Source organism: Bacillus sp. 179-C3.3 HS (assembly GCF_047229225.1).
In the GTDB taxonomy this organism is placed as follows: domain Bacteria; phylum Bacillota; class Bacilli; order Bacillales; family Bacillaceae; genus Bacillus.
This window is the reverse complement of record NZ_JBFEFT010000005.1, coordinates 13488-38380: the sequence shown is the minus strand read 5'-3', so window position 1 is coordinate 38380 and position 24893 is coordinate 13488. Positions and strand designations below refer to the sequence as shown.

Below are 24893 nucleotides of genomic sequence, written 5' to 3'. Positions count from 1 at the left end.
GTACCATCATACCAAACCCATCAGTGGTATACCACTATTCACAAGGTTTAATTTGGGGCGTCTATACAAAAAGGATACGCCGTTTCAAGAAGGCGTATCCTCTTTCATATGAAGATCTTGGCTTTTAATGGTAAGTAATTCTTTTTTATCGTAATGGTCCATGAGAAGCAGCCTCATCGCCTGCGTTCGGATCGCTTTTTCAATCGTATTTCGTACAAATCGACCGTTACTAAATTTCGCAGGGCTCGTCGTGCTTTTGATTTGCATCAAAAAATCTCTTAACTTCCATTCCGCCTCTTGGGTAAAAATATATTCCCTGTCAGCCATCATACGTTTCGCTATATCCATCAGCTGATCCACCGTATAGTCAGAGAAATTGATATTGATTGGAAATCTTGATTGTAAGCCGGGATTTAAGGAAAGAAAATGATCCATTTCCTTTGAGTAACCTGCAAGAATGAGGATGAATTCATGCTGTTTATCTTCCATGTGTTTGACAAGGGTATCAATCGCTTCTTTCCCAAAATCTTTTTCTCCCCCGCGCGCAAGAGAATAAGCTTCGTCAATGAACAAGATACCGCCTAGTGATTTTTTGATTAAGTCCCTTGTCTTCTGTGCGGTGTGTCCAATGTACTCCCCGACGAGATCACCACGTTCAGCTTCAATTAAGTGTCCCTTTGACAGGACATTCATTTCAAAGAAAAGCTTGCCAACTAGTCTTGCCACTGTCGTTTTTCCAGTACCGGGGTTTCCTTTAAACATCATATGAAGGGCTTGCTTTCCTACCTTTAACCCTTGCTCTTGTCGTTTTTGGTTTACAAAAATCCAAGCATAAATCTCTTTTATATTGCGTTTCATTTCATCCATTCCAACGAGGCTGTTCATTTCACGCTCTATTTCCCTTAAGATACTATGCTTTGTCTCATTTTTTTGTAAGGCTTCTAAGTATTCTGCTTCTGAATCTGCATCAACCAACACTTGCCTTTGCCCATTTAAGATAATATTGATTTGGCCGTTGTTCTTATATGTGACAGCTCGCTCCAACGTATTCACCTCTCGCTCTTCTCTCTTTACCTTATTCGGGTGGAGCTGTAATCGTGACATTCGCCCGCTTTTGTCTTTTGACATCCAGTTTGGTTTGCTGTCAAAATGACCCGAGATACCGATAATTGTAGGGAATTCTGCGGTTTCCCAGGAAATGATTGATTATTTCTAATGTATTCAACTCCATTGTGAGGACAAACCAATTATTTATTTTTCTTTGAAAGATGGCGCTTTTGGATTACAAATGAGGCAAAAAAATATGACCCATTCCATATAGTGTACAGGCAATTCTTCTATTTCCTCATAAAATAAAGTCGAGGTGATGAAATAGATGGTGAAAATTTTTATTGATCCGGGCCACGGAGGCACAGATTCTGGCGCTGCTGCCAATGGACTTTTCGAGAAAAATATAACCCTTCAAATTGCGCTTTTTTTGAGAGATATCTTGCTTAGTGAATACGATGGCGTTTCTGTCCGATTAAGTCGTTCAATTGACCAATCTGTTACTCTATCCGAGCGAACGAATGCAGCAAATCGTTGGGGAGCTGACTATTTTGTCTCGATTCATATCAATGCTGGTGGGGGCACTGGCTTTGAAAGTTATGTGTATCCAGGTGTTTCAGCTCCAACAACCACTTATCGCAATACCCTTCATAATGAAATCACCCGCTCAATTGAATTCGCCGACCGAGGTAAAAAAACGGCCAATTTCCACGTCCTACGTGAAACATCTATGTCCGCGATTTTAACAGAAAACGGCTTTATTGATACAACGGCTGATGCAAATAAACTCCGTAACGCTTCCTTCCTTCAACGCATTGCTCGCGCACATGCCACTGGATTAGAAAAAGCTTTTCAATTGAAGAAAAGATCCGTCAATCTATATAAAGTACAAGTAGGTGCTTTTAAAGTCAAAGCCAATGCGGATGAACTTGTCACCACACTGACATCTAAAAGGTTTGACGCATTTGTGGTGTTAGACGGCGGTTTATATAGAGTACAGGCAGGGGCTTTTCGGTCAAAAAAAAATGCTGATGACCTCGTTGCAAGACTGAAACAAGCCGGTCACGACGCATTCGTTTTCCAATAAATGGTGAGATGAAATAAACCGGCTCTAGCTGGTGAGAGAGCCGGTTTATGATGATGGATTTTACGCTAGAATATTCACGACAAATTGAGACCACGTTTCAAGTCGATCGAAGTATTCAGGCTTTTTCAAGTCAGAAACGTTCATCCATTTTCCTGAGATTTGATCTGTTTCTTTGACTTCAACATGTGCACCAGGTGATAATTCCAGTGCAGATAAAAGACCAATGTGCACACGGCCGACGCTATTGTCATCATCATTGATTAGTCCAAGCGTCGTCATGTTAAGTTTGTCATCTTCTTGGATGGATAGCTCTTCATCCAGCTCGCGATCTGTATTTTCTTTGAGGATCTGAGCGAAGTCTTTCCCTTCGATAAAGTTCATGTGACCTCCAAATCCTAGTGATAACTTATGATGAAGCCTTGTTTCTCCACCACCTTGAAGTCTTTCATACACATAAACCTCATCCTCACGCTTAATTACAACATATGGAATAGGCTGTTTGAAGTCTGGATTTTCTTCTGCATCGCCTCTTCGCATTTGTTCGAAATTCTCTTCGATTTCTTTCATGATCGTTTTGATCGTTTGCTCTTCACTATTGACACCATTAAACGCTAGTGTCTCGTTTTGAAAAACACGTTGACGTGGTGCGACTAAAATGATTTCATCCATTTTCCCCATGGTAATCGTAACCTCCAGTATATGACAATATTAAGAAATTGCAAAAAGCCAAAACGAGTGTTGCGTTTTGACTTTTTGCATGCAATTTATGATTTATTCTCCAAAGAAGAAGTCCTCATCTTTTAACGGCTCAACCGTTGCTTTTTTATAGCCGTTCCCTTTCATGGAGAAGAAGTCGTGCGACTTTGTCTTTGTATTGAGTCCATTCAATACGATTGGGTTGATTTCTTCTTCCTCAAAATAAGGAGCAAATCCAAGGTTCATTAACGCTTTATTGGCATTGTATCGAATGAACTTTTTCACATCATGAGATAAATTCACTTGGTCGTAAATATCTTCTGTGTAATGTAGTTCATTCTCATAAAGCTCTTTCAACAAATCAATAGAGAAGTCATACAATTCTTTTTGAACGTCAGGTGTTTGATCATTGTAAATTTCTTGTGCCAATAATCCAACGTACACCCCGTGAATCGCTTCATCTCGCAATATCAAGTTGATGATTTCGCCACTTTGCATCAGCTTTCCTTGTCCATAGAAATAGAGTGGGTAATAGAATCCGCTATAGAAGAGGAAACTCTCTAAATAAACAGAAGCCACCATTGCTTTAAATAAGGAGATCGGGTTGTCCCTTTCAATCGAACGATAAAGAGTGACAATCATATCTGCCTTCTTTTGCAAGTATGGGTTTTTCTTTACCCATTCAAAAATTTCACTAATCGTTTCTGTTGGTGCAAGTGTCATAAAGATATTAGAGTATGATTTCGCATGTACTGCGTTTTCCATCATCGCCATAAAGTTGAGCACGGCTTTACGCTGATGGCCGTCTACATGTTCCGCTACAATCGGCATTCCCGTGTTTCCTTGTTCTGTATCAAGTAACGTCAGTCCAGCGAGTACCTTCATGTACGCATCTCGCTCTTCTTCACTTAAATACTTCCATGTTAAAAGATCACCGTTTAAAGAGATCTCTTCAGGTAGCCAGAATTGCTTCACGTTTTGGTTGTAAAACATTTGTGTAAAATCGTCTTCGTGTTTTGACCAGTTGGCTGCATCATAAATTTTTGTCAATTTAAACTCTCCTTTAATCAAACAACACAAGAAAGACAGCCTTCCTGCCCTGTATCCTTCGTTCTTGCATAATAAAGTGTCTTAATGCCTTTATGGTGGGCATAAAGATCAATGCGGTTTAAATCGCGCGTTGTCATTGTATCTTTTAAGAACAGTGTAAAACTAATTCCCTGATCAACGTGCTGCTGAATCGTTGCGATCATGTCCACAACTTTAAACATGTCCATATCATACGCTTCTTTGTAGAAGAACCAGTTTTGCGCTGAAAGGCCTGGCATCGGATAATACGTTTTGCTGTTTCCGTATGTTCTTTCTTCAATACGTTCCATAATTGGCATCACAGAAGCTGTTGCCGATTGAACATAAGAAATAGAACCTGTCGGCGCAATACATAAGCGATAGCTATGGTACATTCCATTTTCAGCTACAAACTCTTTCAGTGAAGCCCAGTCTTCTTTTGTCGGAATGTACATGCCTTCAAATAGAGCTGCTGCTTTCTCTGTTTTTGGCGCGAAATCGGTTTCTAGGTATTTATTAAAGTACTCACCCGTTGCATATCCTGAGCCTTCATAACGATGGAACGTTTCGCCTTTTTCTTTTGCAAGCTCACTTGAGCGTTTAATAGAGTAGTAGTTCACCATCATAAAGAACGTATTTGCAAAATCTCTTGCTTCTTCACTTTCATATGCGATTTGATTTTGCGCTAAATAACCGTGAAGGTTCATCGCGCCAAGTCCAATCGACTTCATCGCTTTGTTGGCTTTTCTAACGGCCGGTGCATTGCGAATATCTGTTGTGTCAGAAACAAGTGTTAATGAATCTGTTGCAAGCTTTACTGTTTTTTCAATGGATTTATTTTTCATGACGTTCATGATATTTAATGAACCAAGGTTACAAGAAATATCTAATCCGATCTCATCATCTTGATCATAGTCAGTGTAAGACGATACTTCTGAAGCTTGAAGTACTTCTGAACACAGGTTTGAGAATTTGACACGTGAAATATGGTTAAGTGCGTGTTCTCTATTTACATTATCCTGGAACATGATATACGGATAACCTGATTCAGAGCGAAGCACAGCTAATTTTTCTAGAAGCTTTCTCGGGCTGACTTTTTCTTTTTTGACTTTCGGATTTTCAACGAGCTCGTCATACATTTCTTCCATGTCCATCTCATCTAGGTGCTGTCCATATGCTTTATAGACTGTGTGCGGATAGAATGTGTAAGCTGTTTTATCTTCTCTTGCAAGCTCGATAAATTTATCTGGGATGACAACACCAATTGAAAGTGTCTTCACACGTACATCTTCGTCAGCCGAGATTTTTTTCGTATCTAAGAAATCATTAATATCTCTGTGGAAAATGTTCAAGTAGGCACTACCAGATCCTTGTCTTTGTCCCATTTGATCTGCGTATCTAAATGCATTATCAAGAAGCTTCATCACGCCTACGACACCTTTTGTCGCGTTTTCTACATCTTTGATCGCTTCACCTTTTGCACGAAGCTTAGAAAGGTTCAAGCTGACGCCTCCGCCTAGTTTTGATAGTTGCATAGAAATATCAATTGCTCTTGAAATATCGTTTAATGAGTCATTCACTTCAAGCAAGAAGCAGCTGACGAGTTCACCGCGTCTTTTACGACCAGCATTTAAGAATGTTGGGGTACTTGGCTGATATTCTTGATTGATCATTAATTCTACAAACTCAAGTGCCTTCTCCTTGTCTCCACCAGCGAAGAAAAGAGCGACAACGGAAATACGATCTTCATAGCGTTCAAGAATTTTCTTTTTATCATTTGTTTTCAGTGCATAATCGTTGTAAAACTTAAACGCACTCATAAATGATGGGAATCGAAACTTCTTCGCATAGGCAGCTTCAAATACCTCTTTAATGTCAGCCATGCTGTATTGTCTTAAAAATTCTTCCTCATAGTAGTCGTTTTCTATTAAGTAATCAATCTTCTCTTCTAAATTGTGAAAGAAGACTGTATTTTGATTAATATAATCTACGAAGTAACTATGTACAGCTTCTTTGTCCTTATCGAACTGAAACTTCCCTTCTTTTTGAATCATGATCTCATTATTTAATTGTATCCACTTTGGAACCTGATTTTGTGACAATTCTTTCTACCTCCTGTGTAAACAATTCAACATCCCGTTTTGTGCCGCTTAATTCAAAGGTGTGCAAAATAGGAACTTGATATTGTTTAGAAATCGTATCGGCGCTTTTGGCATAATTATCTCCCCATATTTTGTTTCCACTCACTGCCACACCTAATAAAAGGTGTGCATTTTTTTCTAAAAAAGACTGAGTAGTACTAGGGACTTGTCCAAATCCTGTTGTGTAAGTAACAAGAATAAACGGCGTATCCAAAAACTCTTCTCCAGTCAGTTTTTGCTTGTCTGTAAAAGGGGTCTTGTCCAAAAAGCGTTGAACATTTCCTGTTTTTGAATCGAATACGATTTGAATCAATTCCATCACGACCTAGTTTTTATTATTGTCGATCTCTTCGATCACCATATATAGTATACTATGTTTTTTGAAAACACAACATATAGATGTTCGGAACGAAAAAAATCAACCAACCCGACTGAACAACCGTAGCCGAACTCGTACATTCAAATAAATAGAGCAGAGCAGCATCCAAACATCGATCTGCCCTACTCCCTATTTAACTGAAACTGAAATCTATCATAACACGAAAAAAAATCGCTTAGTAGACTAGACTTTTTGTTTTATTTTTTGTAGGCCGTGCACTGTAAATCTTCTGACACTTCTGATATTTCGACTTCAACACCTAATTCTTTCAGCACAGCTTCAAGCGCTGAGACGATTGAAGCCTCTCGTACTAATTCTTTGCCATTCACTGACACACTTGTTCCGTATTCAAAACAAGAATCGTCTTCACACGTTTGCTCCCAGTGATTGATTTTAATTTTATGTTTCATATACTCATCCTTTACTATCTAGATGTCTGATACATGTCTATAGTGTAGCGACTTCACATTCATTTGTAAATTTACGTGCCTACTCCTCGAACTCTCCGTCCCACTCATCTATGTATTTCTTTGTGACAGGAATGAGCTCATCTTCTTTTTCATCAAATCGATAAATGAGTACTTCATTGTCTCTCACGACAGCAAAATGATTATTTTTTAGCTGAATGGATGATTGCAAAATCCCTTCCACAGCATACCCATTTTCTTCATCGGATTGACTATCATGCTGTTCATACATCGTTTCAATATTTGAGACGGAGCACGCGCCAAATAATACAATGATGCCTATCAATAAGACCATGACCTTGATTCTTCTTAATTCGATCTCTGCATTTTCCATTAGGATCCCTCACTTTTCAAATCGCACATATGGAATGATACGTATTATGAGCTGAAAAGTTTCATTGCACACAAAAGAGCCCCTCTGTTCTGACAAAAAACGTAGCGGGTTTTGGCCGGTTTATTCTCAGATACATGGGGCTATTGGTTATACGATGACGTTATTCTAATTCTAAATTCACATTTTTTTGAGGGGCAAATGTTGAAATGGCATGTTTATAGATCAGTTGCTGCTTTCCTTCTGTTTCAAGCAGCACTGTGAAGTTGTCAAATCCTTTCACTTGACCACGTAATTGAAAACCATTCAGTAAGAATACAGTGACAAATGTATTGTCTTTGCGAATTTGATTCAAAAATTGGTCCTGAATATTAATCGGTTTCATGTTTCGTCCTCCTTGATTCTGATAACTACAGTTTCGCTTTAAGTCCAAGCTTTCCTGCTATATATGCGAAAATTTCAACTTTTTTGTCAGAAAAGTGGCAAGGTGGTGTCATATCAAACCAAGTGACATCCATTTTATTACGAAACCACGTCAGCTGACGCTTCGCATATCTACGGGAATTTTGCTTTAATTGCTCGATGGCTTCATCAAGTGTACAATCACCTTCAAAATAGGCATACAATTCTTTATAGCCTATCGCTTGAACAGACTGACAGTCCTTCAAACCAGATTGATACAGCGCTTTAACTTCCTCAACTAAGCCCTCATCTAACATCATATCAATTCTTTGATGAATGCGCTCGTACAAAAGCTCTCGATCCATTTTTAACCCAATTAATGCTGTTTCGTACAGCGGGATTTCTTGATCGCCGTTCTTCATCTCGGACATTTTCTTGCCAGTTGTATGTATCACCTCAAGCGCACGAATGACGCGGCGGACGTTATTCGGATGAATCGATTTTGCTGCATCGGGATCGACAGCTTTTAGCTTCTCATATAGCTCTAATGCTCCATGTTTCTGTGCATATAGCGTCATTTCGTCTCTATACACTGGGTCACTTTTTTCTTCAGTGAATGTGTAATCGTATAAGACGGATTGAATATAGAGACCAGTACCGCCAACAATCATTGGCGTTTTTCCTCTAGCGGCAATCTCATCGATTTTCAAGCGGACGAGTTGCTGGAATTCAGCTGTCGAAAAGGAGTCCTCCGGTTGCTTAATATCAATTAAATGGTGCGGTACGCCATCCATCTCTTCTGGGGTAATCTTTGCTGTTCCAATATCCATCCCTTTGTAAATCTGCATTGAATCACCGCTGATAATTTCTCCATTGAATGCCTTGGCTATTTCAATGCTCAGCTTTGTTTTTCCAACAGCTGTTGGTCCTACTAATACAATGACAGGTTGTTTTGCTTTTTTCACATGACATCACTCTCTTTTACAAACTGCCTACAGTATAGCATAACTTCTCTTTCTCTCCTATTTACACAGCATCACCAGCCAAGCGGTTCATTTCCGACGACTTCGTACGTTCTCCCTTTGAAACGGTGCGTATGGGTTGGACGGTCTTGATCCGAACTGTAAACAATCCCTCCATATGAAATAGGAACTGGATCTGTATACGCAGAGTATGTCACTTCCTCGATCTCGTGATAATGTGTCCCATCGACTCTAGGGATAGCTGGACCAGTCACACCATAATATCTGTGAAAGTGCCCTCTTTCAAAAGAAGTGACCCCTCGATAAAAATGAGTATGCTGGTCCGTGCTGCTTCCATTTACAGGCTGAGAAATACCTTCTATTAAATGGTAATGATTTTCTGTTACATTCGTTCGTGCTTTATAAGCATGTGCATGAGGTGGACATTTTGCCCAATCAGACGGATATAAGCCCATTTTCCACATTCCTCCTTATTGTAGGCGTTCGCCCAAACATATATAGGCAAACAGAATACACTGATGGCAGTTACATTGATTTTATGTGAAAGGAGCTTTTTTATATGAATCATTTTGAACCGCCATTTATTGAAGATGAGATGAGAAGGCCTTTTGGATTTGGGTTTGGACGTCCTGGATTTGGGTTTGGGCGCCCCGGTTTCGGCTTCGGTAGACCAGGATTTGGCTTCGGAAGACCAGGATTTTTTGGCCCGCCATTTTTAGGTGGTTTTGCTGGTGGCTTACTGGCTGGATCTCTTCTAGCGCCAGGGTTTGGGTATGGATATCCTTATCCACCGCCATTCCTACCATATGGGCCATACCCTTTTTATTAAAAAATGACTTTTTAGTGAACACAACCTGATATAAAAAGAAGCAATCGACACCCCCTGTTTTCATGGGCTAACATTTACTTTACCGTTTTCTTGTAAAGTAGGTGTTTTTTTATGTTAAGAAGAAGGTGAAAGACATAAAAAAAGTCATTTTCCCCATATAAAAGGGAAAATGACTTTTTATTTTAACGACCGATTTGGATGGTCTCTTCTAAGGAAATCTCTACATTCCCCTGAACAGCTCTTGAGATCATACACGAACTCTCTGCTTTATGTGCAAGTTTGCGCGCTAGATCTATCTCTTGTGATGAAGCTGTTGTTTTCAGCGTAATGACAGGTCGGTGGATGATTTTTTCATATGTAAATACACCGTTTGTCACATCTACAATGGCTTCCGAGTGCATCGTGAGGTCTTCTTTTTCTAGTTGACTTCGTTCCATCATGGCTGCGAGTGTAATGATATAACATGTTGCAGCCGCACCTAGTAGCATCTCATCTGGATTGGTTCCAATGCCTGGACCATCCATTTCTTTCGGGATCGAAACGTTCGTTTTTAATTGTTCACATGAGATTGTTCCAACATCGTTACGTAAACCAGGCCAGCTTGCCTGAAGATGAAAATGATGACGTGTCATATCCGTCTCTCCTTTTGTTATCACTTTATATAGTGTAACAAGAAATCACCTTACTTGTCCTAAGTTGTGCACAATGCTTATGTATATTCTTCCTCAAGTACCGTTCGAATCGCCCGAACATATCTGTAAAACATTTCATTTTTTGTACTCGACCGTCGCCGGTAATCAAAGCTGTCAAATAACGCCTCGCGCTGACTTCTACTAATCTCAAGCTGCACACTCTGCCCAGTTCTTGAAAGGTTATTAATGTTATTATTGCTCGTTCCGCTTAAAGTGGCATGTGCAACAGCTAGCTCCGCAGAAAAACCATTTCGCTCTAATGAGTTCACAATTTTCTCCGCACGGTCGTAATCCGTTCCGCCGACAAGTGTATGGTCGATTCCTTCCTCTCCTTTATATCCATGCACTGCTAATACGTAATCATGCGCTTTCGCCTGTGCAACTCCGATTGGTTCATCGAAGTTTGTACTTGTCACATGAAGCTCTGATGCATTTTCTCTCAATCCTTCAAATAAATATGTAGAGAAATCATTATCAAAAAAACGGACAATCTCACTCACTCCGCCTTCAATTCTTCCTCCATGAGGTGACATCACAAGCAGGCGGCTGTCAGGGACAGGATTGGATGTAATTTGATAGTTTGCTGTCGACTCGTTATCTTCTAGTTCTTTAAAATTGCGATAAATATCAGATGAACCGCTTTCGTCTTCCCCACCTGATGATACTGGCTCATCATGTTCCTTTGCTTGCATCGTATAATAGACGCCCCATCCGATGACAAGCAGGAGAAGCAAAGCAAAAAACTTCTTCATTCCCGTTCTCCTTTAACAGATTTCTAAGCCGTTTCTATGATTCAAATTGAGCAATCAATTCTTTTCATTTTTTCCACATTTTCTCTCTAAATTTGATCATAACACTCTCAATCATGAGATTCCTCAAAAATAAGATAATTGCATTTATATACACAGAAACGTCTCTGCTTTTTGAAAACAGAGTTAGAATAGTATGACAATCAATTGACGTTATGTTTAATATGACCTAGTCCTATCCAGTCTGTTTTCTTTCATTCAGCCTATTTTTTACATTGATTCTCTTTTCTTTATTTGTCGTCGAATCCGTTTTGTATGAGCATTGACCCTGTTACATCCCCCTTTTTTCCATTGAAATCCACTGATTTACTGGTTCTCTAGAAAGAACTCTCTTCCCTATCATCGGCAAATGAAAAACATTTTCCACCTTTTTCTATTATTTTACAAAATGAAATCGTTTTCTTTTTGAAATCAATGGAAAATCTGCACCGAGCTGTGCGGGTATCCCCATTTCACATCAAAACCAATAAAAAGAGCGATCAAGGAAAATGGGATAAAAAAAAGCCCTTTACGTTTAAAACGTAAAGGGTGTTGTGTTCATCTGTTTTTTATGTGTGAAGTCTTTCATCTAATAGAGTCGCTGACATGTTATGCTTCGTTCTCATACATCTCATCTCCTTTTTGAATGTGCGTACGCGCTTCGATCACAACTTCAAAAAAAGTGGAAGACTCCTTGTACATGTCGCGTTCTTTATAATAATTAGCCGCATCTAGTGCTAATTCCTCTAAATCAGCAAACATTTTTTTATTTTTCAAACCCAAAAGGGCTAATGTCAGTTTGTCACCGCTGTCTTTCTCTAAATAAAGCGCCTGCAAAAATTGAAATTTCAATTGATAAATCTCATCATTCAATAACCTAGCCTTGTGCCATCCTTCATCTATCACTTGTTCTGCCCGCTCTAAATGTTCGAGCTTGATACATGTGAGTGCAAATGAGAACAGTGATTTGATCATCGTTGCGGCTTGATCTTTTTCATAGAGCGCAATCGCTTGCTCAAAATAAACGGTCGCTGTATGGTAAGTTCCCATACTATAATGACAAGTCCCTAAATTATTGAGGGCCATCGCTTTAAAATAAGACGTGCATTCTTTTCTTTCAATCGTTTCACAGTCCTTGAGCGCCTTTTCTAGATAAGGTAGCGCTTTTTGGTGCTGATTCACATCAATCCAATTACCAGCCATCACAAAGTCACACTGAATGCTTCTCTTTCCATACAGTTGATGTTTTTTATAAATATCTCTCGCCTTTTTTGCATAATGCATAGAGAAATAGGTTTGTTTCATATGATAGTAGACTTCTGCAATTTTATAGAAAAATTCCGCTTTTTCAATCTCATCTGTCACTAAGTTCAGTTGATGTTCCGCAAGCTTGTAATATGAAATCGCCTCTGTATAACGGCGCTGGATAAACGCATACATCCCATGAAAAAAATGAAAATAATAGCCCAGTAAGCCTGTCATTTCATCTTCTACGTCCTCAATTTCTTTTGGGAAGGATACAGTATGAAGTGTCTCGCCTCCTGTATGAACTGGAGATAAGTGCTGAAGCATCATTTGATGGCGAAAATCAATTAATGAATAGTAAAGTAATAGGTCTTGATCTTCTTCCATCTCATAAATCTCTTCCTCAACAATTTGCTTCATCTCTTTTGCCTGTTCGACTTCAAATTTACAAATATGCGTGTACCATTGATTGATTTTTACACCTACTTCGGAAGATGGTATTTTGTGTGCCACCCACTTCAGCCCCATTCTATCATATCAAACTGATACTATTATTTTACATAAATTATGTTTTTAAGGCAAATGAACAAATATTTCATATTTTTACCTCTAAATTGCTATTTCTATCTTTTTTACCAAGTTTAAATCATGTACTTATACCTATCAAAACCACTTTTCTATGAAGTAGAATGAAATTCTTTTATCACATCTTGCAAACCATTGATATAACGTCTAAATGCTTTCTTTTTCCCTTTCCTCGTATCAAAATTGTCAAAGAAAGCTTTTCTCTGTGCAGTGCTAATTTCGAGCTGAACACTTTCACCACTCGCATTTTGATTATTAATGTTTTTAGGATCTGTTCCAGAAAGCCGCTCACCTTCTTGCAGCAACTCTGCAGAAAAGCCTCGATCTTTTAATTCACGGACGACGGCTTTTGCCATCTCACGATTCGTCCCGCCTACAAGTGTATGTTTCCGATCACTTTTATAACCGTGTATGGAGATTGAAAATGGGTATGTTTTAATCATTTGCATCAAAATGGGCTCATCAAATTTTGTGCTCGTAATATGCAAGTCGCGATTGTTATCATTTTTTGTTCCTTCAAACAAATAGGTCGAGTATGTCTCCTCAAATGCTTCTACAATTTCACTTGCTCCAGGTTCAATTTCTCCGCCATGTGGAGAGAATACAAGCAAATCACTGCTTCCCTTTTCATGTAATTCAATCTCATACCCATCTTTTTCATGCCGGATCATCTGTTGGAAGCTTTCATACCGATCCCCTTTTTTTCGTTCTCTATTGCTCTTTTCTACTTCTTCATGATGTTTTTTCTGTTCTTTTTTTTCCTCTTGTGAATGATTGCATTTGACCATTAATAGCGCACAGAGGATGAGAAATATGAATCCACATAATAGCAGCCTTTTCATCTCACAGCTCCTTTTCATTCTTAGGTGCCTTCTTTCCGCATTATTTTACTATTAATAGCGAAAGAAATTCAAAGGATGTTCCGTATAATTGAACGAATCAGGAGGAGCGACCTGTTTTTCAAAACATTTTCTAGGTATTTCAGACTTCAATTGACCTTCATCGCTTTCATAAAAATCACTTCCAATGGCCTTGATTTCAATTTAGTGAGAAACACACACAAATCTGTCAAATTCTTCATCAACAAAACAAAAAAAGCTGCAAACAAAGCGATGTCTTTCGCCTGTTTGCAGCTGATCTTCTTGCACAACTTATGCATTTTTTAATTCATTTTGTAAGGCCGCTAACACTTCATCTTGCGGGAGCCCTTGTGCAAGCGAAATTTCACTCACTAACATATCTCGTGCGTCCTCGAGCATCTTTTTTTCACTAGAATTTAACGCTTTTTTCTGATTCCGTCTCATGAGATCTTTCACAACGTCTGCACCATCTTGGATCGCACCTGTTTTTAGCTTTTTCAGATTTTCATCATATCTTTGCTTCCAGGTCAGCGTGTCGTCGTTTGTTTCTTCTGCAAAATTGTTCATCACAACTTTTAACGTTGCTTGATCTGCAACCGGACGTATACCGATTTGATTCATTCTTCCACAAGGAATCATCATTTGCATATTTGGCATTTGAATCAGAAAATATTCCTCAGTCTTCCCTAAAATCTCTTTTTCTTCCATTCCTTCAATCACACCGGCTCCATGCATAGGATAAACAATTTTATCACCTATTTGAAACAAATCCGCCACCTCCGAAAGTATTCACATTATGATTATAACACATTTCAGCGAATGATAAAAATTTATATTTTATCACGTTGTTTTATCAAGAGTCAATTATTTTTATGTATATTTTTAAAAAAAGCCTTTTTTTTAAGTGTAGCGCAAACATCCAGTCCGAAGTGACCACTGTGCATATAATAAAATTGAGTCACATTTAGGAGGGATGATCATGTGCAACTGCAAGCATAAGTGCAAAAAATCCCACTCAAACAGTCGTTATCAACATCACGATGATATCGACTATGAAACCGCGTCATATCATCATGAAGATCATTGGTTTGAACATGATTTTTGGGATACTTCTAGAAGCTACGATCCCTTTTATAAACCTAAAAGTGTCTGTAGAAAATGTAAAAAGCGTCACAGAAGAAGACATAGATTCTCGTTGTAGTGTGACGCATGCACTGCTTTTGTTTTCCCCGGCTGAAAAGCCGGTTTTTTTGATTGGGATAGGCTCACGATCTGCATGTCGTACATAGGATATGGCAACCTAATAAAAAGGATGAGATACAGCATGAACAATATGAATGGGCAGGCCAATTACGATTACCACGGAAACCCTTATCACACAATTGAACATGTTTATACAGCCAATCATGAACATATGATCGCGCCAAACATGTATGATTCAAACGTGTTTGGTTCTATGAATATGCCAAACCATTATCATACTGATAAACAAAACGCCTATACCGGATATCAGCCACATCACCATCACCATGCAACATATTCTCCAATGAAACACCATCACCCTCATGGTATGTACGGTGGATATGAGATGCCTACCCATCAGCCATATGGGCATTATGGTGATGGGCAAATGATGATGCCACAACAAATGACTGGTCATGCTTATGGAATGAATCAACCAAATGCTTTTTCCCATAGATATTTTTAAAGAATAGTAAAATAAGGGTACAAAATACCATTTAACCCCATATAGGAGTATGGTATCATCATAGGTAAATAATGGATGAATTCATCTATTATTTACCTATAAACAACCTAGGGGGAAAGAAAAAATGAAAAAAATGTGGACAATCGTCATGTTAGGAATGTTAACAGTCGTCATGGCACTTTCTGCACCACTCGCAGCATCTGCTGAAGGAACCAAAACACAAGAGGCATTAGCGACTACAAATGCAAAATCAGCTGCACTCTATGCAAAAATCACCGGAGCAAGTAAACAAGAATGGTCTTTCTCTGATCTAGAACTAACATATCGACCAAACTCTGTGCTCAGTATCGGAGCAGTAGAATTCACTTTACCAACAGGCTTTCAAGCGACAACAAAAGATCTGATTAATGGCAAAGCATTAAAAGACAGTTACATTTTAAACAGCGGAAAAACAGTTCGTATCCCAGCCAGAATTGATTTATTCGGAACTTCTGAATATAAATTACAACTTTCACATAAAGTACTCCCTGCCGCTGGTACATATACGTTCCGCGCAGAAAATCGTGCGATCAGCATTGGTTCTAGATTTTATGCAGAAGATACAATTGATATCAATAAACGACCTGTTGTTGTGACACCACCAACTAACCCATGTGGATGCTAAATAAAAAAAGCGCTTTTTGAGCGCTTTTTTTGTTTGGTGATTTTTATCATGGTATTTTTTTTACGATTCATCAGGTTTAAAAAGGGATAGGTGACTATTATACAAACTGTTAGAAGATCATGTTATATCAAATAAAAAGCCCTCAAAAGGGCTTTTTATTAAGCAGAATAACCGATACTTGCTGTATGTCCTCTTCTAGCTTCGTCATGACTTTCTGTAACTTCAGACGTAAAATAACTTAAAACCCCTATTAAACTAATCACAATTAACGCTGCTGATAAAGTTTTACATTTCATAAAGACAGTCACCCCTTTTGATTTGAAGTTGGAAATAAAGAATCTTCTCGTAAAAGAACATAGCTTTGTCTTTATCTCCTACTTCATTATAATATTTTGCACCATCTTTTGCTAAATCCTCAAGGTCGGCATACAATGATTTTGTTTCTATTAAGTCTAATATTTTTTTCAATTGTTCAAAATCATTTTCTACATATAATGATTTTAAAAATTTGAACATTGTCAGTAAAATATGATCTTTCAACTTTTCAGATAGTTCAATACCCTTACTTAATGCATAAATCCCTAAATCTTTTTCACCGTTTTTGAAATATCCTTTTGACAACATAATGAGTGGATCTAAAATTCTGTTTAAGTGTTCATATCCTTGTTTTTTAAATTCTTGAGTTGAGTCATTAAAATATTGAATTGCCTTTGACAATTCATTGTTGTGAAAATAACTCAATCCTAGATTATATAGTGCCGATCCTTTCAATCTTTTTGTTGAGTTGTGGATGGCTTTTTCTAGCGCGTGTTCAAAATGGGGTATTGCTTTTTCAGGGCACCCCATATCAATATAATTTAACCCAATCACAAAAGAACATTGTATTTCTCTTACAGCATATGTATCTTTTTCTCTGTAACAGTCTATTGCTTGGGCAATGTGGTGCATGGACATGTGGTTTTGTTTCATGTGGTAATAGATTTCTGCCATTTTATAATTGAATTCCGCACGTTCAATATCGTCACTTACGAGAGACAATTTTTTCTCGGCTCGTTTGTAGAAGGTAATGGCGTTGAGATATTCATAGTTTTCAAATTCGTACATGCCATAAAAGAAGTTAAAATAATATTCAAGTAATCCTGTTAGCTTCTCTTGATCCTTCTTTATCTTAGCGGCTAATACTCGGAAATTGGCCCGTCCTTTCCCTTTTTCCAAAGGATTCAAATAATCCAACATTACTTTATGTCTAAACTCCATGAGTGAGAAATATAATAATAAATCCTGATTTTCTTCCATATGTTCTAGCATAGATTTTATCTCTTCTTTATATACCTCAGCGTCCGGCACATTGAATCTTTGAATGTGATAATACCATTCATTGATTTTTATCCCGACATGTGAAGAAAGCACTTTCTCCATATGACCTTACCCCTTCCTTAATTCCCCTTATAATGACATATATTATCATTTTCCGAAATGTTCCACACCGAAAAGAAACCGCAATATATGTTAGAAGAATTCAGCTGAGGTAAGAAGATGTTTCATCATTTACAACTTATCAAATGGTGGCTAAACCTATTCATCCACATCTAAAACCTTGCGATATGATACTCTTAAACAGGGATGTAGTTTCACATTGTGTTTACTTTTGTGCAAAGGAACTATTTTTCTTATTTTGTATAGGAATAGTGATTGAAAGAGCTAAGGATAATAGGAATATTAATATATATATATAATCCCATTATAAATAAATTGTTTATTTATAATGATTTGTATAAAGCCCGTTATCGATACTATAAAAATCAACATACACAATACACGAACTAGATTCATTTATATACCACCTAACTAATATTTACTTCACATAAAATTAAGGCGCACAAGCTGTACCCATTGTACAAGCTCCGAGATATAATATATATTATCACTTTGAAAGGACGTGAAGACATGAATGATCTACTAACATTCTTTCTTCTCACATTTTTCGTCGTTGCTTCTCCCGGAGTCGACTTTGCCTTAATTACGAAAAGAACCATAGATGCAGGAAAAGTGGATGGAGTGAAGATGGCGTTAGGTATTACGTCTGGCGTTCTTATCCACACACTTGCTGCAGCATTTGGGCTTTCTCTAATTTTAATGAAGTCTGCTTTAGCATTTGAAATCATAAAGTATTTGGGTGCAATTTATCTTATTTATCTAGGCGTATCATCTTTCTTCAATAAGAAAAAGAAAGATGATACATCTGAAGAATTAGAAACACACAAGCAGCTATCTGCTTTTAAACAAGGATTAATTTCAAACACATTAAATCCAAAGGTTGCAATATTCTTTTTAACGTTCTTACCTCAATTCGTCACACCACAATTTAATACAAGTCTTCAGTTTGTAATGGGTTGTATTTATGCTCTGTTATCTATATTGTGGTTTACAACAATTGTATTTTTGCTTGGTTACATCCGAAAATTTCTATTATCAGCTAAAGTTCAAATGGTCATTGACAGAATTACAGGTCTAGTATTAGTAGGTTTTGGTGTAAAACTGCTGTTTACAAATCCAAAACATTAAGGTATTTCTTTTCAAAACGGTTCGAATAAAAAAGAAGCCCCTCCAAATGGAAGGGCTTTTTCATTTAGAATTTCTTGAAAATGATTTAAAAAACAAGCAGGCATAAAGTCTGCTCAGTCAGTTGATCTAGTTTTTGATTGAATAAGTTACAGGAACAATTCTATAAAAACGGTGGTTATAGTAAGCTAAAACAATAGCAATAATAGCTTCAATAAGTGAGATCACTATGATGATCGAATGATTAATAAGGCCACCTTTAGCAATTAGTTTCTGACCTAAATAATTCAGTAGATAGAAGATCAAAAATATTATGAAAACCATGTAAAAAACAGCTAACATACACAAATACACCGTCCCTCAATTGTGGGTAATGACCGACTCGGGCTTGCTACCATCAACATGACAGTACATGTTTATCTTCACGTTACAAAAAAACACGAAACAGAAAGCGTTTTGAAAAACACCTTGAAAATTAATTGGTGGGCAAACCTATTCACCCACCATCTAAAACTTTGCTACATCACCCGTTTAAACATTTTCTCCATCTCATATGTTGAGTGATGAATGATAATTGGGCGACCGTGAGGACATGTAAATGGATCTTTTGTTTGTCGCAGTTCATCTAATAACGCTTTGATTTCATCATGACGCAAATGACGATTTGCTTTGATTGAGCCTTTACAACTCATCATAATGGCAGCGTCTTCTCTTAATTTTTTGATGTCCACTCGTTTTTCATCAAGTACTTGCTGAATGATTTCTTCAATGAGTTCAGCTTCTTCTCCTTTTGGAAACCATTGTGGATGGGAGCGAACGATATAGCTTCCTGATCCGAATGGTTCTAAAAATACGCCCACTTTTGCTAAAATTTCTTGATGCTCTTCAATAATTAGCATCTCGTTCTTTGAATAGTGAAATGTTAACGGGACGAGCATTTCTTGCACTTCTTGTTCGATGTCTCCAACCTTTTCCCGATAATATTCATATTTGATTCGTTCTTGCGCCGCATGCTGGTCAACGATATATAACCCGCGTTCATTTTGGGCCAAAATATACGTTCCATGCATTTGACCAATCGGGTACATAACAGGCACTCGTTCGGTCTCATCAGTTAGATCATGACTCTCTTCTAGGAGAGGTTCTTCATAAGAAGCAGCTGATTCTTCTAAGTGAACGTCGTGTATATGATCAGATGGTTTGTCTTCAACCGGTTCGTGCTGCGTCGTTTGAATTTTTTCCGGCATCGACATCTCGTCTGTTTCTTTTAGGCTAGGCTCATAAACAGTCGAATCGAGCGGGCTTGCTTGGTACGAAACAGGTGGTTGAGTATGGGTTTGTTTCGAGTCAAAGGTTAAAGACTGCTGCACATTTTTCGCAGCTGGCATGGGTGCTTTTTTCGGAAGCGAAGCACTTGGAATGAGTTGTTGTTTCTGAAATACTTCCTTGATGCCCTGTTTAATGAGCTCATGAAGTTCTTTTTCTTTACTTAGTCTCACTTCAAGTTTGGATGGGTGTACGTTCACATCTACTAGAATGGGGTCCATGTTCATTTCAATAAAGGTGATCGGATGGCGCCCGATCGGAAGCAGGGTATGATACCCTTCATGAATCGCCTTCACGAGTGGAAAATGTTTCACATATCTTCCGTTCACAACAGAGGACATATAATTCCTCGATGCTCTTGTCACCTCTGGTAAAGAAATATAGCCTTTCACTTCAAAATCTAGCGATTGCACATGGAGAGGCAGCATCTTTTTTGCGACAGCCGTTCCATAGATAGCAGCCAGTACATGCCGAACGTCTCCATTTCCATTTGTCTGAAGAAGTACTTTTCCTTGATGGCGCAACCGAATCGACACTTCTGGATGGGCAAGTGCGATTCGGTTGACCACATCTGATATGTTACCAAGCTCTGTATGAACTGTTTTCATGTACTTTAAACGAGCTGGCGTATTATAAAATAAATTCGTGACCACGATTTCTGTGCCGCGGCGACCAGAGGTTTTTTTCTCAGAAATGAGCTTTCCGCCTTGCAGGGCTAAATGTGTACCAGCTCCGTCGCCAGTACTTGTTTTCATTTCTAGGTGAGAAACAGAAGCGATACTTGGTAGCGCCTCTCCCCTAAACCCGAGCGTTCTGACGCGAAACAGATCATTTTCATCTTTGATTTTACTTGTAGCATGTCTTTGAAAGGCGAGCTTACAGTCGTCAGCATCGATTCCTACACCATTATCAATGATTTTAATAGAAGAAAGGCCCGCTTCCTCTACATCGATCTCAATGACTGTACTGTTTGCATCGATCGCATTTTCAACAAGCTCCTTTACAACAGAAGCTGGACGCTCGACCACTTCACCAGCCGCAATTTTGTTTGATAGGTCATCAGATAACTGTATAATCTTTGACACATTTGCTCACCTCACCTTACTTTATAGTTTCTTTTGTAACTCAAAGAGCTTTGTCATTGCTTCTAATGGGGTCATATCCATTAAGTTAAACGATTTTAATTCCTCTATTACTGCTTGATCCTTATTCCGTACAGAAGTGGTTTTCGGTCTTTCTTCTACTTCAAAGAAGGAAAGCTGTTTTTTCTCTTCGGTACGTTCTGGCTCTGTTATTGGTGATGGAGAAATGATTGGTGACACGTCACGTGATCCGCTCTCAAGCTCCGTTAAAATCGTCTGGGCTCGATCGATGATTTCGTTAGGCAGCTCTGCAAGTTGCGCTACATGAATTCCATAGCTTTTATCAGCTGCGCCTTCTTTAATTTGATGTAAGAATACGACTGTGCCTTCATGCTCTTCTGCTCGTACGTGCACATTTTTCAGCTCACTTAATTGAGATTCAAGCACAGTGAGTTCATGGTAGTGTGTAGAGAATAGCGTTTTGGCGCCAATATGATCATGTACAAATTCAATGATGGCCTGAGCAAGTGCCATCCCATCATAGGTGCTTGTCCCGCGTCCAATCTCATCAAATAAAATCAAACTGTTTTTCGTTGCATGGACCATGGCATTTTTCGCTTCAAGCATCTCTACCATAAAAGTACTTTGGCCAGAAATCAAATCATCTGCCGCACCAATTCGTGTAAAGATTTGATCAAAGATCGGAAGTGTCGCCTTCGATGCAGGGACAAAACAACCAATTTGGGCAAGAATCGAAATCAATGCCACTTGTCTCATATACGTACTTTTCCCTGACATGTTAGGTCCAGTAATGAGCAAGGTTTGTCTGCCTTTTCCCATGTGACAATCATTCGGCACATACTCCTGATGATCCATCACCTTTTCAACGACTGGATGACGCCCGTCAATCACTTGCACGTCATCTTCTGAAAATTCAGGGCGAACATAGCGGCGCTTTTCACTTACTGTGGCAAAACATTGCAGTGCATCTAGCTCGCTCATTTGTTTAGCAAGTAATTGTAATCTAGGAATATATGCTTTCACTTCTTCTCTTAGGGCTGAAAATAATTCATATTCTAACTCGCTAATATTCGATTCTGCTTCAAGAATAAGGGCTTCTTTTTCTTTCAATTCAGGTGTAATATACCGCTCAGCGTTGGCAAGGGTTTGTTTTCGTTCATAACGGCCTTCTTCCAACAAATGCGTATTCGCCCGGGTCACTTCGATATAATAACCAAATACTTTATTAAACCCGACTTTTAATGAACGAATGCCTGTATATTCTCTTTCTTGTTGTTCAAGCCTTGCAATCCAATCTTTCCCGTTCCGGCTAGCATCGCGATATTCATCTAATTTTGAATTGTAGCCATCTTTGATCAAATTGCCTTCCTTTAAGGTCATCGGTGGATTCTCATAAAGGGCTTCTTCTAGTAAAAGAAGCAGGTCATCACAAAGGTCAATCTCATTCCCTCTCGCTTTTGCCATTTCTTCTGGCAGGTTCAGAACAAGTTCTTTAATCGCTGGGACTTGTTTTAAAGACTCTTTTAGTTGAATCAAATCACGAGCATTTACATTCCCAAACGCCACACGACCTGCTAGACGCTCAAGGTCATATACTTGTTTTAATCGTTCACGTAAATCCTCTCTTTCAAAGAAATGGTCCATGAGAATTTGCACCATTTCTTGACGCTCATTAATTTGGCCTTTTCGAATCAATGGACGATCAATCCATTGCTTCAGTAGCCTTCCGCCCATTGCGGTTTTCGTTTCATCTAGTAGCCATAATAAAGAGCCTTTTTTGCTTTTAGAACGGATGGTTTCTGTTAATTCTAGGTTACGCTTCGAGTAAAGATCAATTTTCATTGTTTGTGCGAGCTCGAATACTTCTACTTGCTGGAGATGATCAAGACTTCTTTTTTGTGTTCTTCTTAAATAGGCATATAGTTTTAAAAATGAAGACTGCAAGTGTTGATTTAAATGGTGAATGAGTGGTTTTGCTTCATCTAATAGTTCTTCTCCATCTTGATAGGAAATGGTCGCATGACACCGATCTTTAAGGGTTTTCACAATGCCTTCATCCAAATCTTTTGATACCACAATTTCTTTTGCTCCAACAGAATAAATTTCAGACACGACTTCATCTAATCGTTCAATCAGTGCTGCCATGTTCTCCCCTGTTGATAAATCGGAAAGCGATAGACCATATCCATCTTGGAAAGCGGAAACAGATGCAATGAAATTGTTCTCCGTTTCACTAAGACCTTTCCCATCCATCACCGTACCAGGTGTAATGAGTTGAACAACTTCTCTTTTCACTACCCCTTTAGCCGTTTTAGGGTCTTCCACTTGTTCACAAATGGCCACTTTGTAGCCTTTGGAAATGAGCTGCTCTATGTATGCGGAAGCAGAATGATAGGGTACACCGCACATCGGAATCGTCCCGCCATCTCTGCTCGTTAATGTAATTTCCAATTCTTGCGCTGCTTCTTTTGCATCATCAAAAAACATTTCATAAAAATCGCCTAAGCGAAAAAATAAAAAGGCATCTTGATAATCTGCCTTAATCTTTAAGTATTGCTGTATCATGGGCGTATAACTTGCCATATATCTAATCCCTCACTATATTACTTTCAAATTCATACCATCATATTATATCATAAACAAACCCCTTCTTTCCCTAGTTGGAAATAGAAAAAAACTAGGGTTACATGCGCCCTAGTCATCCATTATTCTTTTGCATCTTCCGCTATGAAATCGGGGTTGATATCTTCTAGCTCCTCATCAACTTCCTCTTCCCATTCTTGGTCATCTTTTTCTTTCCAGCTAGAATCAACCTCTACGACAATTTTCGTTTCGCCCACCACTTCAGCTATAAATTCACGCTCAGCCTGAACGACAATTTTATTGCCATTTGGAGAAATCGTTACTTCTAAGCAATTGGGTTGTTGCAACACCTTTGCAATGACCTCATGCTCATCATCAAGGAAATTTTTGTCTTTATATCTCAATTTGATGATATCTAGATATTTGACACGTTCGGTCACTACTTCTGTTTTGGTATTGTCCGCATAGGAATACCATACATTAATATCAAACGTTCCTTCAATTTCAACTGTTTTACCGACCTTTTCAGCATCATACTGATGATTAATGATCCAACCACCTAGGATGCTCGTTGGTTTTTGCGATGGCGTGATGTTGTGTGTGCTCTGAGTGAATTTCCTCCCTTTTGCAACCACCGCTTTTGTAATAATTTCTCTGTATTCAGACATTCCGGCATGCCTCCTTGTTCTTGATCGTTTTATCTTATGCTGGGCATTCGTCTAGTGTGTCATGATGTTGAGCTTCATGTTCAAATTCATTTCTGTTTCAGTGTATGCGTGGTCGCCCATAAACTTGCCTTGAAAATTGGAAAAGTTCGATCGCAAGCGCATGAGGAGGCTCTGGATGTTGGGAAATTAGTCATCTGTTTTTAAAGATGGAACAACAAAAAAACCCCGCATTTGCGGGGTTTCTTCATTTAATAGAGCAACTTGGGGATGTATTTTTCACCTTTGAACCGGTCTCACCTAATAATAGGTCACCGCCAGTTGAAAGAATAATTTCATCCGTGACTTGATTAGAAATCGTATGTGCGACTAGTTGAAGCAAAGAATTCACTTCCACTTGCGATTCTTTGAATTCTTGAATGATTGGAATGTCATCCAGTTCTTCTTGCAAAGCATCGATTTTTTCTTCGACTTGCTTTAATGCTTCATGCTTGCCGTAATGCTTTAAGTTCACAGCTTGTTTTTGAAGCGCCTTAATTTGGTTAATAATCGCTGAAATTTTGGTATTTTCATTGATTTGCGCTTCCGCTTTTTTGAAAAAGTCAACTTCTTCTGTTTCAGAAATCATTTTTGCGAGCTCTCTTGCACGCTCCACAATGTCTTTCTTTGAATAAAGCGTCAT

Annotated in this window: 25 protein-coding genes; 5 read left to right on the top strand and 20 right to left on the bottom strand. The window is 38.5% G+C overall.

The genetic code is table 11. The annotated features are described in order from the left end of the window. Positions 1-84 precede the first annotated feature (84 nt). Positions 85-1104 (bottom strand): stage V sporulation protein K, encoded by a 1020-nt coding sequence (spoVK, locus tag AB1K80_RS05065; RefSeq protein WP_412855535.1) that lies wholly within the window; start codon positions 1102-1104, stop codon positions 85-87. Positions 1105-1375: 271 nt separating this feature from the next. Between spoVK and AB1K80_RS05060 the strand changes: the two genes are divergently transcribed. Beyond that, positions 1376-2134, top strand: coding sequence for an N-acetylmuramoyl-L-alanine amidase (locus tag AB1K80_RS05060; RefSeq protein WP_412855534.1), 759 nt, complete (start codon positions 1376-1378; stop codon positions 2132-2134). Between the two features lie 60 nt (positions 2135-2194). Here AB1K80_RS05060 and AB1K80_RS05055 read toward each other — a convergent pair whose 3' ends face one another. The 9 genes from AB1K80_RS05055 to AB1K80_RS05015 all read right to left on the bottom strand — a co-directional run bounded on the left by AB1K80_RS05055 (position 2195) and on the right by AB1K80_RS05015 (position 9056). Beyond that, entirely contained in the window at positions 2195-2812 is a 618-nt protein-coding gene (locus AB1K80_RS05055; RefSeq protein WP_412855533.1) for a hypothetical protein, read from the bottom strand. A 93-nt stretch (positions 2813-2905) separates the two neighbouring features. Beyond that, positions 2906-3880 carry a class 1b ribonucleoside-diphosphate reductase subunit beta gene (gene nrdF, locus AB1K80_RS05050; protein WP_412855532.1) on the bottom strand — a complete coding sequence of 325 codons (975 nt, stop codon included), beginning with the start codon at positions 3878-3880 and terminating at the stop codon, positions 2906-2908. A gap of 17 nt (positions 3881-3897) precedes the next feature. Beyond that, on the bottom strand, positions 3898-6000 hold the full coding sequence (gene nrdE, locus AB1K80_RS05045; RefSeq protein ID WP_412855531.1) for a class 1b ribonucleoside-diphosphate reductase subunit alpha: 2103 nt from the start codon (positions 5998-6000) through the stop codon (positions 3898-3900). After that, the gene (gene nrdI, locus AB1K80_RS05040; RefSeq protein WP_412855530.1) at positions 5960-6352 is read right to left on the bottom strand and encodes a class Ib ribonucleoside-diphosphate reductase assembly flavoprotein NrdI; all 393 of its coding nucleotides are present in this window, start codon (positions 6350-6352) and stop codon (positions 5960-5962) included. Before nrdI ends, nrdE begins: the two co-directional genes overlap by 41 nt. A gap of 263 nt (positions 6353-6615) precedes the next feature. Then, positions 6616-6828 carry a hypothetical protein gene (locus tag AB1K80_RS05035; protein WP_412855529.1) on the bottom strand — a complete coding sequence of 71 codons (213 nt, stop codon included), beginning with the start codon at positions 6826-6828 and terminating at the stop codon, positions 6616-6618. 79 nt (positions 6829-6907) lie between these two features. Then, on the bottom strand, positions 6908-7219 hold the full coding sequence (locus AB1K80_RS05030) for a hypothetical protein (RefSeq protein ID WP_412855528.1): 312 nt from the start codon (positions 7217-7219) through the stop codon (positions 6908-6910). A gap of 160 nt (positions 7220-7379) precedes the next feature. Next, entirely contained in the window at positions 7380-7601 is a 222-nt protein-coding gene (hfq, locus tag AB1K80_RS05025; RefSeq protein WP_003211269.1) for an RNA chaperone Hfq, read from the bottom strand. Between the two features lie 25 nt (positions 7602-7626). Beyond that, a complete protein-coding gene (gene miaA / locus AB1K80_RS05020) occupies positions 7627-8583 on the bottom strand; it encodes a tRNA (adenosine(37)-N6)-dimethylallyltransferase MiaA (RefSeq protein WP_412855527.1) in 957 nt (318 codons plus the stop codon). A gap of 71 nt (positions 8584-8654) precedes the next feature. Continuing rightward, positions 8655-9056: a YmaF family protein gene (locus AB1K80_RS05015; RefSeq protein WP_412855526.1), complete on the bottom strand. Its 402-nt coding sequence runs from the start codon at positions 9054-9056 to the stop codon at positions 8655-8657. Between the two features lie 104 nt (positions 9057-9160). Here AB1K80_RS05015 and AB1K80_RS05010 point away from each other — a divergent pair, with 104 nt between their 5' ends. Further along, positions 9161-9430: a spore coat protein gene (locus AB1K80_RS05010; protein ID WP_412855525.1), complete on the top strand. Its 270-nt coding sequence runs from the start codon at positions 9161-9163 to the stop codon at positions 9428-9430. A 182-nt stretch (positions 9431-9612) separates the two neighbouring features. Here the strand turns inward: AB1K80_RS05010 and AB1K80_RS05005 are convergent, their stop codons facing one another. The 5 genes from AB1K80_RS05005 to AB1K80_RS04985 form a co-directional block, all read right to left on the bottom strand. Further along, complete coding sequence (locus AB1K80_RS05005) at positions 9613-10062, bottom strand: OsmC family protein (RefSeq protein WP_412855524.1); 450 nt, start codon at positions 10060-10062, stop codon at positions 9613-9615. Positions 10063-10139: 77 nt separating this feature from the next. Continuing rightward, a complete protein-coding gene (locus AB1K80_RS05000) occupies positions 10140-10874 on the bottom strand; it encodes a poly-gamma-glutamate hydrolase family protein (protein WP_412855523.1) in 735 nt (244 codons plus the stop codon). 645 nt (positions 10875-11519) lie between these two features. Further along, the gene (locus AB1K80_RS04995) at positions 11520-12668 is read right to left on the bottom strand and encodes a tetratricopeptide repeat protein (protein WP_412855522.1); all 1149 of its coding nucleotides are present in this window, start codon (positions 12666-12668) and stop codon (positions 11520-11522) included. Positions 12669-12832: 164 nt separating this feature from the next. Further along, positions 12833-13582, bottom strand: a complete 750-nt coding sequence (locus tag AB1K80_RS04990; protein ID WP_412855521.1) for a poly-gamma-glutamate hydrolase family protein — start codon at positions 13580-13582, stop codon at positions 12833-12835. Positions 13583-13891: 309 nt separating this feature from the next. After that, the gene (locus AB1K80_RS04985) at positions 13892-14368 is read right to left on the bottom strand and encodes a CarD family transcriptional regulator (protein WP_412855520.1); all 477 of its coding nucleotides are present in this window, start codon (positions 14366-14368) and stop codon (positions 13892-13894) included. A gap of 556 nt (positions 14369-14924) precedes the next feature. Here AB1K80_RS04985 and AB1K80_RS04980 point away from each other — a divergent pair. Both AB1K80_RS04980 and bslA read left to right on the top strand, forming a co-directional pair. Next, complete coding sequence (locus AB1K80_RS04980) at positions 14925-15308, top strand: hypothetical protein (RefSeq protein ID WP_412855519.1); 384 nt, start codon at positions 14925-14927, stop codon at positions 15306-15308. A gap of 124 nt (positions 15309-15432) precedes the next feature. Beyond that, a complete protein-coding gene (gene bslA, locus AB1K80_RS04975) occupies positions 15433-15972 on the top strand; it encodes a biofilm surface layer hydrophobin BslA (protein WP_412855518.1) in 540 nt (179 codons plus the stop codon). Positions 15973-16257: 285 nt separating this feature from the next. Here bslA and AB1K80_RS04970 read toward each other — a convergent pair whose 3' ends face one another. After that, positions 16258-17391 carry a tetratricopeptide repeat protein gene (locus AB1K80_RS04970; protein WP_412855517.1) on the bottom strand — a complete coding sequence of 378 codons (1134 nt, stop codon included), beginning with the start codon at positions 17389-17391 and terminating at the stop codon, positions 16258-16260. A 528-nt stretch (positions 17392-17919) separates the two neighbouring features. Here AB1K80_RS04970 and AB1K80_RS04965 point away from each other — a divergent pair. Further along, a complete protein-coding gene (locus AB1K80_RS04965; RefSeq protein ID WP_412855516.1) occupies positions 17920-18537 on the top strand; it encodes a LysE family translocator in 618 nt (205 codons plus the stop codon). A gap of 515 nt (positions 18538-19052) precedes the next feature. Here AB1K80_RS04965 and mutL read toward each other — a convergent pair. The 4 genes from mutL to AB1K80_RS04945 all read right to left on the bottom strand — a co-directional run bounded on the left by mutL (position 19053) and on the right by AB1K80_RS04945 (position 24893). After that, complete coding sequence (gene mutL / locus AB1K80_RS04960) at positions 19053-20945, bottom strand: DNA mismatch repair endonuclease MutL (RefSeq protein WP_412855515.1); 1893 nt, start codon at positions 20943-20945, stop codon at positions 19053-19055. A gap of 21 nt (positions 20946-20966) precedes the next feature. Beyond that, on the bottom strand, positions 20967-23546 hold the full coding sequence (mutS, locus tag AB1K80_RS04955) for a DNA mismatch repair protein MutS (RefSeq protein WP_412855514.1): 2580 nt from the start codon (positions 23544-23546) through the stop codon (positions 20967-20969). A 122-nt stretch (positions 23547-23668) separates the two neighbouring features. Then, positions 23669-24214: an outer spore coat protein CotE gene (cotE, locus tag AB1K80_RS04950; RefSeq protein ID WP_412855513.1), complete on the bottom strand. Its 546-nt coding sequence runs from the start codon at positions 24212-24214 to the stop codon at positions 23669-23671. A 244-nt stretch (positions 24215-24458) separates the two neighbouring features. After that, positions 24459-24893 carry a RicAFT regulatory complex protein RicA family protein gene (locus AB1K80_RS04945; protein ID WP_412855512.1) on the bottom strand — a complete coding sequence of 145 codons (435 nt, stop codon included), beginning with the start codon at positions 24891-24893 and terminating at the stop codon, positions 24459-24461.